Genomic DNA, 12,734 nt, shown 5'->3' on the forward strand with positions numbered 1-12,734 from the left:
TTGTCGCATCGCGTCTGTAAAGTTTGCGCGGGTAGTCTAGAATAACGCCAAAATTCCGAGATCTTTCAGGTAGATAAAATGCCAAAGTTTTTGCATACGGCAGACTGGCAGATGGGCCGGGCCTTTAGCCGTTTCGAGACCGAAGACGGTGCAGCCCTGGTCGAGGCCCGGTTCGAGGCCATTGAAACACTTGCTCAACTGGCCAACGAAAATCAGTGCGATGCGGTATTGGTGGCAGGTGACGTCTTTGATGCCCAAACGGTCTCCGATCGCACGATCCGGCGAGTATTCAACGCCACCAAGGGGTTTGTTGGTCCCTGGGTAATGCTGCCAGGCAACCACGATGCCGCCCTGGTAGAGAGCGTATGGACACGAGCCCAGCGCCTGGGGGCGGTGCCGGAGAACGTCCATCTGGCGCTACAGCCGGGCGTGATTGATCTGGAACCCCAGCGCCTCAGCATCCTCTGCGCGCCACTGACACAGCGCCATACTTACGGCGATCTGACCGAGCCATTCAGCGGCTACGAAACACCGGAAGGTTTTCTCAGAGTCGGCCTGGCCCACGGCAGCGTCCAGGGCCTGTTGCCAGACGAGATTGATTCCACCAACCCCATCGCGCCAGACCGTGCGAAAGCCAGCAGGCTCGATTACCTCGCTCTGGGCGACTGGCATGGCACCAAGCAGATCGATGAACGCACCTGGTACAGCGGGACGCCCGAGCCGGAACGATTCCGGAACAACGAAGCGGGGAATGCCCTGATCGTTGAAGTGTCCGAACCCGGAGCAACCCCGAAAGTAACCTCACTCCCAACGGGGCGGTATCAGTGGCACCAGTGGCGGGAAACCCTGGCGGTCCACTCCGATCTTGAGCAATTGCTGGAGCGTTTGAACACCTTGCCCGAATCCGCTGTTGTCGATCTGCGCCTTGAAGGCTCTGTGACCCTGGCCGGCGAAGAAACCCTGTTGAAGGCCTTGTCGGTTGCCGAAGCGCGATTCCGCAGCCTTCGCTGTGAGCGGAGCGGGCTTCAGCTTACACCCACGGATGAAGACATCGCGGCCCTGAAAGCCGACGGCTATGTGGGCGAGGTGGTTGAGAGCCTGCGAGAGCGGCAAGAAGGGGCCCAGGACGATGTCGCCCGGGATGCCCTGGCGATTCTGGCGGGTCTGCTCAGGGAACGGGAACAGGAGGTGGGGCAATGAAGCTGCAGCGAATGCGCATTGAACAGCTGCGCCAGTTCCGCAAACCCTTTGTTCTGGACAACCTGCAACCCGGCCTCAACCTGATCCACGGCCCCAACGAGTCCGGCAAAAGCACCCTGGTACGTGCGATCCGTGCCGCGTTTTTCGAGCGCTATCGTTCAACGGCCGTAGACGACCTGCGCCCATGGGGCGACTCCGCCGCGGCGCCCACCATCGAGCTGGATTTCGAGCACGACAACCGCACCTGGCGGCTCACCAAAAGCTTTCTCCAGCGCAAACGGTGCGACCTCGTTGTCGGCACCGAGACCTACAGTGAAGACGACGCGGAAGAAAAACTGGCTGAATTACTGGGCTACCAGTACCCGAAACGTGGCGCCAGCAAAGCCGAACACTGGGGCATACCGGGACTGCTCTGGGTGGAGCAGGGCACCGGGCAGGACATCGAACAGGCCATCGAACATGCCGGTGATCACCTGAAGTCCGCCCTGAATTCCATGGTCGGAGAGGTGGCCAGCTCCGGAGGCGATGACCTGATCGAGACGGTTCGCAGCCAGCGGGACACCCTGCTGACCGGCACCGGCAAGCCCCGGGGCGATTACCTGAAACTGGAAAAAGACCGCGCTCAGTACGAACCTGAAATTGAAGAGCTGAAGGAGCGGGTGCACAAATACCAGGAGCAGGTCGACCGGCTTGGCAAACTGGCCCAGGACTATGATCAGGCCGAGGCCGAGCGCCCGTGGGAGGATGCCCAGCGCCAGTTGGAGGAAGCCCGGGTGCGTTATCAGCAGGTTGAGCGCCTGGAGCAACAACAGAACCAGGAGAAAGCCACGCTCAACCAGCTACAGCAAAACCACCGCCTGCTGCAGCAGAACAAGGAACACCTGGAAGGGCTCAGTCGCCAGCTTGAAGGCCGAAAAGCCGAGCTGGATCGTGCCGAGCGCGATCTCTCCGTGGCAGAAGCGCAAACGCCGGCAGTCACAGGCCGTTTAACCGAAGCCAGAACCGCCTATGAGCAAGCGGAAAAACAACGCAAACTGGCGGGCTTACTGCAAACCCGGCAGCGGCTGGAACAGGATGTCCGCCGGCTTGAACAACAAAGACAGGTGCTGACCCAGAACCTTGCCAAAGCAAAGGAATACCACCAGCAGTTGGAGCAAGCCAGGCAACAGGCCAGGGAAAACCGCATCGATTCAGAGTTGGTCAAAAAACTGCGAACAACCGGCAACCAGCTGAACGAAGAGACCATTCGCTCACGGACCATCGCCACCCGATTGAGCTGGCAACTGGATGCTGGCGCATCACTGACGCTGAACGAAGAATCGCTTACCGGGCAAGGCGAGCAGCAGCTTCTGGAAGAATCGACCCTGGTGATTCCGGGTGTTGGCACCCTGGGCATAACGCCGGGCGGGGAAGAGCTGGCCAGCACCCGAAGGAAGCTAAAAGCACTTGAGGAAGACCTGAAAGAGCAGCTGAAGACCCTTGGCGTGGAATCCGTCCAACGGGCGGAGGATCGCCTTTCCGCCTTTGAAAGTGCCGGAAGAGCCGTGAAACATGCCGACGAGCTGTTCAAATCTCTGGCACCGGCCGGCCTTGAGCAACTTGCCTCCGACCAGAAAGAGGCGGAAGGCGAGCTGGAGAAAGCCAAAACACAACTGGAAGCCACTCCCACATCGGATCCGAAAGAGGGCGTGCCGGCCCTGGAAGAAGCGGAGGCGGCGTTCACCCGGGCTGGCACCGCCCTGGATAAAGCCGAATCCGATGAGCGCGTGCATCAGTCCAGCCTGTCTGGCCTGAAACAGGCCCGTGACAACGCCAAAACCGAATGGCAGCGGCTGGCGGATGAAGAAAAGAGCCCGGAACGCCAGCAGCAACTCCGCCAGATAACCACCGACCTGGCGAACATCGAAAAACAGCAGGCCGAACTGCAAGCCAGCCTCGAACGCCGCGAACGGGAAATCCGCGAAGCCCGCCCGGAGTTTCTCCGGCAGGACATCGAACGCTACCAGAATGCGGTCAATCAGCTGCGCCAGACCCAGGAAAACCGGGGCCGCGAACTCCGTGATATCAAAGTCAGGCTCGAAGCCTGGGGCGCGGAAGGGCTGGAAGAACAGCTCAACGAGAAAGAGGCGGAGTACGACCAGTGCAACCGCCGCTATCAGGAATTGCACCGCCGCGCCCAGGCGCTGGATCTGCTGCTGAACCTGCTCACCGAAAAGCGCCAGGCCCTGACGCGTCGACTGCAGGCGCCGCTGCAAAAACACCTCAACCATTACCTTTCAGTGCTGTTTCCGGATGCGTCGCTGGAAGTGGACGAACAGCTACGCCCGGGCACCTTCAGCCGGGGCAGCGAACTGGGGCAGATCACTGAACTGAGTTTTGGCGCCCGGGAACAGATGGGCCTGATCAGCCGTCTGGCCTATGCCGATCTGCTTCGCGAAGCAGGCAGGCCAACGCTGGTCATCCTGGACGACACCCTGGTGCACAGTGACAGCGACCGCCTGGAAGACATGAAACGAATCCTGTTCGATGCGGCCAGCCGGCATCAGATACTGCTGTTTACCTGCCATCCGGAGAAGTGGCAGGACCTGGGGGTGCCGCCTGTGGATATTCAGGCATCGAAGGAGCTGAGCGCTTAGCTGGTATGCTCATTATGGATTATGTGGACCGGTGCACTTGAGTTTGGTTAATGTGCAAATAGATCGAAAGCAAATGGTTTTGTCACGAGAAAGGGGAGTTTAGCCAAAATGGATTCACTGGAAGAGTTGCGCCTGAAATTGAAGCAATTTGCTGAAGAACGCGATTGGCGCCAGTTCCACTCACCGAAAAACCTGACCATGGCCCTCTGTGGTGAGGCGGGTGAGTTGTCGGAGCAATTCCAGTGGCTTAGCGAAGACGACTCGAAAAACCTCAGTGAAAAACGTTTGGCAGCAGTCAAAGACGAAATTGCGGACATCCAGCTGTATCTTGTTCTCCTGGCAGATTCTTTGGGCGTCGATATTGCTGAAGAATCTGCTCGGAAAATAGAGGCAAACGCTCTTAAATACCCTGTTGCCAAAGCTAAAGGTAGGTCGAATAAATATAACGAGTTGTAGGAGGTATTTGTGATCGTTTATTCGGCTTCCAAGGCGGAATTTGTTGAACACGTTAGGTTCAATCAGATCGAGAAGGTTATCGAGGAAGAGGTCTGGAGAAAGCTCAAAAGAAAGACTCCAAAATCTGAAATTGCCTCCTGGAAGAATTCGCTCCAGTGCATGTTCAACGCATTGTTGGATCAGGGGATACCACCGTCTGCCGGTGTTGCGATTGAGTATACGATTCCACTAACCAATCGCCGAGTGGATTTTATCCTTACGGGCAAAGATGCAGCGCGCAATGACACTGCAATAATCGTTGAACTGAAACAGTGGTCCGAAGCAGAGGTTACGGACAAAGACGCAATTGTCAGAACGTTCCTGAACGGGTCCATCCGCGAAGTAAACCATCCTTCCTACCAGGCCTGGTCATATTCAGCTCTGATTGAGGACTATAACGAAACGGTCCGGGAAGAACGCATCGGCCTTCAGCCGTGCGCCTATCTGCACAATATGGATAGTGGTCTGGCCATTAACGATTCTCGCTATTCTGAGCACACCGAAAGAGCGCCAGTTTATATTTCAAGCGATGCGAAAAAGTTGTCGGATTTTCTCAGGCGAAATATCCGGTATGGCGACAGCGACAACATCATGTATCGAATTGAACATGGTGTAATCAAACCGTCAAAAGGGCTTGCTGACGCCCTTGCCTCAATGCTTCGTGGGAATAGGGAATTCATTCTGCTGGATGAGCAGAAACTTGTTTACGAGACCGCGCTGGAGCTGGCGGAAAGAGGGCGCGAAAATCCAAAACAGACGTTCATCGTGAAGGGTGGACCGGGTACGGGTAAATCGGTTGTTGCAATTAACCTTATCGTTGAAGCAACCAATAGGGAGATGCTGACCCAGTTCGTCAGCAAGAACGCCGCACCCCGGGAAGTTTTCAAGGCACGCCTGACAGGTACTATGCGCAAAACCCACATCGATAACCTGTTTCGCGGTTCTGGAGGCTATACAGACACCGAGAATAACTTCTTTGATTTGCTGGTCGTTGATGAGGCCCACAGGTTAAACGAAAAATCTGGCCTTTACGGGAACCTGGGGGAGAACCAGATAAAAGAGCTGATAACCAGCGCCCGAACCTCGATTTTCTTTATTGATGAAGATCAGCGCGTCACGCTCTCGGATATCGGCACGGTGGAAGAGATCCGGCATTTTGCGAGGCAACTGGGTTCAGAGGTAACTGTCCTCGAATTGAGTTCACAATTCCGTTGTAACGGTTCTGACGGCTATCTGGCGTGGGTTGATCATGTCCTTCAGGTCAGGGAAACCGCAAACACAACGCTGGATGGCGTCGACTATGATTTTCAGGTTTTTGACGATCCGAACGAGCTGCGAAACGTTATTGAACAGAGAAATCGCCGCGCCAACAAGGCTCGGCTGGTAGCCGGATATTGCTGGGACTGGAAGAGCAAGAAGGATCCAGGCAGTTTTGATATTGAACTCCCTGAGCATGATTTCAGGGCAAGATGGAATCTGGACAAGGACGGGCCCAAATGGCTCATCGCTCAGGATTCGATAAGTGAGATTGGCTGTATCCATACCTGCCAGGGGCTGGAGCTCGACTACGTAGGCGTGATTATCGGAGATGATTTTGTGATCCGTGATGGCGTTGCGGTCACAAACGCTGGCGCGCGCTCAAAATCGGATCGGTCTGTTCGTGGATACAAAAAAAGGCTGAAAGAGGATCGGGAGAGCGCCCTCGCGGATGCTGACATGATCATCAAGAACACCTATCGCACTCTGATGACCCGGGGTATGAAAGGTTGTTACGTCTACTCAGCAGATGCAGAAACCAGAGAGCACTTTCGCAGCTTTGCCGAAACCCAGATCACTGAACAGACGGATGAAGTTTCTGCCCAGCCAGTTCCGTATGAGGTGGTTGATTACGAATCAGCAACCCCTTATGACGGTTTTGTGCCTCTATACGACCTGCAGGCAGCAGCTGGCGAATTTAGTGAATTCCAGTTGCCCGCCGAAGAGGTTCAGTGGGTAAATCTGCCTGAACATTTTGCCACCAGGCCAGGTCAGTTTGTTGCGCAGGTTGTTGGCGAATCGATGAATAAGCGCATACCCAATGGCGCTTGGTGCCTCTTTAACGCGAACCCAGGAGGAACGCGAAATGGCAAGATAGTCTTGGTGCAACATCGGGCTATTGAAGACCCTGATAACGGCAGTTGCCTCACCGTTAAACTGTATCGCAGTGAAAAAACGATGTCCGGCGATGAACTCGTTAACGAAAAAGTCATCTTGATGCCGGTCACTAGCGCGTATGGTTATCAAGATATCGTGATTGAAGACGATGATCTTCACGACTTGAGAGTCGTTGGAGAGTTTGTTGCGGTATTGGCCTGAGACCCGTTATTCAAAAAAACACTCCTGCATCTTGAAGGGAAGTTCCAGAGTAGATCTCCCAAGTTTGTTGGCGACGACCTGTCCGCCTGGTAGCCTGGTCTAGACCGACTTCAGGCTAATTAGTCGCAAGGGAACTATTTAATGCAGGATACGCTGAGTTATTACGACAGCAATGCCGATGACTTTGTGGAGTCTACGTTTGAGGTCAGCATGGAAGACCTATACCGAGAGTTCTTGCCACAAGTTCCTGAAGGTGGACACATTCTCGATGCCGGCTGTGGTTCGGGTCGAGATGCTTTGTTTTTCAAAAAGAATGGCTACCGCGTTTCTGCTTTCGATGGCTCAAAAGCCATTACCTCTCTTGCCCGCCAAAAGACCGGGTTGCCAATTCAGCACAGGTCCTTTTCAGACGTTCAAGAATCCATTACGTATGACGGCATTTGGGCCTGCGCCAGCCTTTTGCATTTGCCTCTCGTTGAAGTGCCAAGAGCTATTGAACGGTTATGGCATGCCCTGAAACCGGATGGCGTTTTCTATATGAGTTTCAAGATTGGCCAGGGGGAACGTGACCACAATGGCCGGCACTTTACTGATGCTGACGAGTCGATTGCCCAGCAGTGGATTCAGGACCTGACAGACTTTGAATCTTGCCAGATGTGGCGCACTGATGATCAGCGTCCTGATAGGGATGAGCAGTGGTTGAACATTCTTCTGACCAAGGCGCCGGCTTCCCACAAAAAGCTGACGACGGGCGGGAAAGAACATCATTTCCTACCCAAGCTTTGCCAGGCAATTAAAGCTGCTGATCAGGTAGATATGGCGGTAGCTTTTGTTAAAACCACCGGTTTAAATCTCTTGTTCCCGGATTTGGTGAGCGCGCTGCAACGAACTCCTGATCCGACTCGCATCCGCATTCTCACCAGTGATTATTTGGACATTACCGACACAGAGGCCCTTCGAAAGCTTGTTCTGTTGCATGACCATGGCGCTCAGGTGCGTGTCTATCAGAGCAAAGGGAGTAGCTTTCATTTGAAAGCTTACCTGTTCGCTGGCCATGTTGAGAATCAGCAAATGTGGGGCAGGGCGTTCATCGGCTCTAGCAATATCAGCCGACAAGCGCTGCAGGACGGGTTGGAATGGAACTATCAAGTGGATTTCCCGCCCGACTCTGGGTACCTCGAGGCTGCCAGCAGATTCGATGAACTGCTCAAGCACCCAAATGTGGTCGATCTCACCGACGACTGGATTGATGAGTACGAAAAACGGAGAAAGCCACCAGAACAGTCACTGGAACCTGGCAGTGATGAGAAACAGGAAGTTCCAACACCTAATGAAGTGCAACAAGAAGCGCTAGAGGCACTCGATCAAACCCGAGCGGAAGACTATCGCAGAGGTTTGGTCGTGTTAGCAACGGGCTTAGGTAAGACCTGGCTATCTGCGTTTGATGCCATTCAAATGGGTGCGCGTCGAATTCTTTTTGTCGCCCACCGCGAAGAAATTCTTTATCAGGCGGCTGAAACCTACTTGCGGATCAAGCCGAATAGCCGCGTTGGCTTTTACATGGGTAAGCAGCGCGATCGGACGGTGGATATCCTTTGTGCTTCGGTACAGACACTCGGCAAAGAAACCCATCTGGAACGATTCGACCCACGCCATTTCGATTACATCGTTGTCGATGAATTCCACCATGCCGCCGCGCCTGTCTATCATCGGCTTCTGAATTATTTCGCGCCCCAGTTTCTACTGGGATTAACGGCGACGCCAGATCGCACGGACCGCTCCGATATCTTGTCGTTATGCGATGACAACCTGGTATTCGAGTATCCGTTGTTCGAGGGCGTTAAGGGACAATTCCTGGTGCCGTTTCACTACTACGGCATCTACGACGAGACTGTCGATTACACCGAGATCCCCTGGCGTAACGGAAAGTTCGATCCCAATCTGCTCGCGAATAAACTGGCTACATACGGGCGTGCCAAACACGTGCACAGGGTATGGGGCGAGCAGAAGCAAAGCCGGACTTTGGCGTTTTGTGTTTCGCGGGTTCATGCCGATTTCATGGCAGATCAATTTTCTAGAAAGGGCGTAAGGTCTGCAGCCGTCCACGGTGAATCAGAGATGTCCCGTGGCGAGGCCTTGGAGAAGTTGGAGAACGGTCAGCTCGATGTGATTTTTTCCGTTGACCTGTTCAACGAGGGTGTCGATCTGCCCGCTATTGATACGGTGCTGCTCTTGCGCCCAACGGAATCCAAGATCCTTTTCCTCCAGCAGATCGGTCGGGGCCTACGGAAAAGCGCAGCCACTGGCAAAGACAAGCTTGTGATTTTGGATTTTGTTGGTAACCACCAGAGTTTCCTGCACAAACCTCAGGCGCTTATTGGCCAGGCGATGAATCACCGACAGTTAGCGGAGTTTGCCAGGAAAGCTGAAAAGAACCAGCTGGACCTGCCAGACGGTTGCTTCATCAATTACGATTTAGAGGTAATCGACTTCCTGAAAGGTCTTGATCATCAGGGCGCTGAAAAAGACTATCAGGCATTGAAAGATACACTTGGTCGTCGCCCTACACTCACCGAGTACTATCATTTCGGTGCCAGTATCGCTAAAACCCGCAAGTTGCACGGAAGCTGGTTTGGATTGGTTCGAGATATGGAAGATCTCACCGAGATTGAGACAGTACTCTTGTCCCGCTACGAAAGCTTTTTGCTGGAAGTTGAAACGACGGCCATGAGCAAATCATTCAAAATGATATTGCTAGACGCGTTCCAACAGTTAGGCGGATGGCGTAGTCCACCAAAGCTCTCAAAACTGGCCCAAACGTCCTGGGAGACACTGAAACGCCGCCCGAGGCTTTATCAAGAAATTGCTGCTTCAGTAAAAGACGTTGATGGTTCCTCGGCAGAATGGCAGCAATACTGGAAGAAGAACCCTGTCGATCATTGGACCAATAAGTCCCCAGCTGTTTTTGAGATCGAGAGCGATCACTTTAAGCCCGTCATTGGGCTGGAAGGTGAACAGATACCGCCTTTCGAGGAGATGGTGCAGGAGCTAATTGATTATCGCCTGGCTTCCTACGAAGCAAGGCAGTCTTCCAAGCAAGAGCAGCCATTTAGTGAAAATGTTGTCCCGATCACTCCTTCTGGAACGGAGTTGCCTTATTTCCCATCCTTGAAGATCGCATGTGGCCACTTTAGAAGCAGTAACGCCGAAGAACCGGACTACAGGTCCATCGGATTGGGACACGGGCGAATAGAGCCAAATCGTCATTTCATTGCCAGAGCGTCAGGTAACTCAATGAATGGCGGTAAACAGCCAATTCATGATGGTGATTATCTGTTGCTTGAGCAGATAAACCCCGATCAAGCCGGATCGATCACTGGGAAAACGCTCGCGATTGAACGGGTGGATGAGGCAGGCGACACGCAATATCTTCTTCGGACGGTTCGTAAATCCCCCGTAGGTGAGTATCGGCTCGAAGCTGCTAACCCAGAGTATGAAGATATTATTGTTACTCCAGAGCTTCTCGAGCAGTTTCGAACGTTCGCACGCTTTTGCGAGATTGTCGATCCACTGGAAATGGCTGTCGGACAGGAAATCCCGAGAGAGGAGATTCCGGAGTTATTCGGGGCGACTTTTAATCCTGGCAATTGGCAAAGTGGTCACGTCTTTCTGAAAGATGCGAACGCCCATATTTTGTTGGTGACGTTAAACAAGCAGGGTAAAGGGGTTCAGCATCGCTACGTTGATCACTGGATAGATGAACACACATTCCACTGGCAGAGCCAGAACTCGGCTACGCCTGAAAGCAAGCGGGGACGAGAGTTGATCAACCACAAAAAGCTCGGTCTCTCAGTGCACTTATTTGTCCGCGAAAATAAGCTGCGTAATGGTAAAGCTGCTCCTTTCACTTATTTCGGCCCGGTTGAGTATCAGAACCATGAGGGGAGTAGGCCAATGAGCGTGACATTCAGGCTTAGTTCGCCAGACTAAAGCGTCATGACTGGAGATATTTCCTTTTAAGCACCTCGGTCAAATCCATGGACATTCAAGTTAGATCAGTCTTGCAATTCAATTTGCAGATCACATAGCGAGATTTTTGTGGATTCAGACACCAATAAAATTGTCTTCTTTACGCTAGGAGAGGGCCCCGATCATTGTGGCCGCTCGATCAGCGATACCCTGAATATGAGTGACGAAGCCCTCGCGCGGGCAGACCTCGGGATTGAAGGCAAGCATTAAAGGAAACATTATGCTTAAACGGCAGGCAGCGCTCGTTATCTCCCTTTGCTCAATGTTCCTATCGGCAACCACCATGGCGACAGAAGAAGCCGAATACACGGTACTCCTGAAGGAGGAGAATCTGGAGGTACGTCAGTACGAGCCGCAGATTGTTGCAGAGACAGTAGTCGATACGGAATTTGAAGACGCGGGCAGTGAAGCCTTTGGTCGCTTGTTTAAATACATTTCCGGCAATAACCAAGCCCAGCAGGAAATCGCTATGACCGCGCCCGTTGGCCAGGTGGCTGAGGGCCAGGAAATCGACATGACAGCACCGGTAGGCCAGACGCAGGCCGACGGGAAATGGGTGGTCAGTTTTATGATGCCGGGATCATTTACGATGCAGACCACTCCCAAACCCAGGGACGAGAGGATCACCATACGCCAGGTGCCCGAGCGGACGATGGCGGCCATCGAGTACTCCGGGTTTTGGAGCAAATCGAGCTATCAAAAGAACAAGTCGAAGTTGGAAGAATGGATCAACAAGAAGGGATTCATTATTCAGGGCAAGCCAGTCTGGGCGCGATATAACGCACCGTTCATACCCTGGTTTTTGAGGCGAAATGAAATTTTGATCCCAATAAACAATTTGCAGTGATAGCGCGTATCAGTCTACTCACCCAGGCATCACGATCATCATAGGAAGTTTATTCATGCAAAACGTGCGCGTCGCCATTGTTGGCGCCGGCCTGGCGGGTTTATACGCCGCTTATTCACTTGAGAAGAAGGGCATCAAAGACTATGTCATTCTCGAGGCCCGGGAGGTTCTTGGTGGGCGGATTGCTTCTACGATCCACTCTGATGGTAAGCCGGATGTGTCAGGCGTTGTGGGCTTCGATCTCGGGCCCTCCTGGTTCTGGCCCGCATTCCAGACCGATATGGCGCGACTGGTAGATGAACTCGAGCTAGAGACCTTCCAGCAATTTGAAACCGGCGACATGCTTCTGGAGCGTTCATCGAATCAGCCGCCTGAGAGAACACGTGGGTACGTCAATTCTCCGCCATCTATGCGAATCGCCGGTGGCATGTATTCGTTGATTGATGCGTTATACCGGCGGATTGATTCAGCGCGGGTTGTGAGGGGCCAGGCAGTCCGCCACCTGCGCATGTCAGAACCGAATGTTGAGTTAGTGAGCGAAAATGCGAGAGTAGAAACCTTTAGCCACTTTGCAGAACATGTGCTGTTGGCAATGCCACCCCGATTAGTTGAGTCTCAGCTTACGTTTTCGCCCGCTTTGCCGGATGAACTTGCCAGGCAATGGAAGGCGACAGATACGTGGATGGCCCCTCACGCAAAATATATTGCCGTGTTTGACCGGCCTTTTTGGCGAGATCAAGGGTTATCCGGGGAGGCTCGAAGTGCAGTTGGGCCGATGGTTGAGATCCACGATGCCTCTACTCAGGAAGGGAAGGCAGCCTTGTTTGGTTTCCTGGGTGTGCCTGCTGACGTGCGCCGTCGTGTTTCTGAGGAAGAGCTTATTACTGCTTCCCGAACACAGTTCGTGCGGCTCTTTGGTTCGCAAGCGGAGAATCCAGAGGCAGAATTTATCAAGGACTGGGCTAAAGAGTTTTACACCGCCACCCATACAGATGAAAGATCCTCTGGCAATCACCCTATGCCTGCCTTGTCGCCGAGCTCAGGTGCATGGGCTGACCGATTAACCGGCATTGGCAGTGAGTGGTCACGTGAGTTTACGGGCTATCTCGCCGGCGCTATTGACGCAGTAAATCGCGGTTTAGAATACAAAAAACTCAAACCATCAGGATGAT

General features: G+C 53.4%; 8 protein-coding genes. All 8 read left to right on the top strand.

The window, feature by feature from the left end:
• The first annotated feature begins 78 nt into the window (after positions 1-78).
• The 8 genes from AC5JQH_RS20435 (at position 79) to AC5JQH_RS20470 (ending at position 12,733) form a co-directional block, all read left to right on the top strand.
• Positions 79-1,200 (top strand): metallophosphoesterase family protein, encoded by a 1,122-nt coding sequence (locus tag AC5JQH_RS20435; RefSeq protein WP_493805909.1) that lies wholly within the window; start codon positions 79-81, stop codon positions 1,198-1,200.
• Positions 1,197-3,836, top strand: coding sequence for an ATP-binding protein (locus AC5JQH_RS20440; protein ID WP_493805910.1), 2,640 nt, complete (start codon positions 1,197-1,199; stop codon positions 3,834-3,836). The genes AC5JQH_RS20435 and AC5JQH_RS20440 overlap by 4 nt, the downstream gene beginning before the upstream one ends.
• Positions 3,837-3,944: 108 nt before the next feature.
• The gene (locus tag AC5JQH_RS20445) at positions 3,945-4,292 is read left to right on the top strand and encodes a nucleotide pyrophosphohydrolase (RefSeq protein WP_041338620.1); all 348 of its coding nucleotides are present in this window, start codon (positions 3,945-3,947) and stop codon (positions 4,290-4,292) included.
• Positions 4,293-4,301: 9 nt separating this feature from the next.
• Positions 4,302-6,686, top strand: coding sequence for a DNA/RNA helicase domain-containing protein (locus AC5JQH_RS20450; protein WP_493805911.1), 2,385 nt, complete (start codon positions 4,302-4,304; stop codon positions 6,684-6,686).
• Between the two features lie 141 nt (positions 6,687-6,827).
• The gene (locus tag AC5JQH_RS20455; RefSeq protein ID WP_493805912.1) at positions 6,828-10,676 is read left to right on the top strand and encodes a DUF3427 domain-containing protein; all 3,849 of its coding nucleotides are present in this window, start codon (positions 6,828-6,830) and stop codon (positions 10,674-10,676) included.
• A gap of 108 nt (positions 10,677-10,784) precedes the next feature.
• Positions 10,785-10,925 carry a hypothetical protein gene (locus AC5JQH_RS20460; protein ID WP_493805913.1) on the top strand — a complete coding sequence of 47 codons (141 nt, stop codon included), beginning with the start codon at positions 10,785-10,787 and terminating at the stop codon, positions 10,923-10,925.
• Between the two features lie 10 nt (positions 10,926-10,935).
• Entirely contained in the window at positions 10,936-11,562 is a 627-nt protein-coding gene (locus tag AC5JQH_RS20465; protein WP_493805914.1) for an SOUL family heme-binding protein, read from the top strand.
• Positions 11,563-11,617: 55 nt separating this feature from the next.
• Positions 11,618-12,733: a flavin monoamine oxidase family protein gene (locus tag AC5JQH_RS20470; protein WP_493805915.1), complete on the top strand. Its 1,116-nt coding sequence runs from the start codon at positions 11,618-11,620 to the stop codon at positions 12,731-12,733.
• Position 12,734 lies beyond the last annotated feature (1 nt).

This window comes from Marinobacter sp. H13, assembly GCF_059072335.1.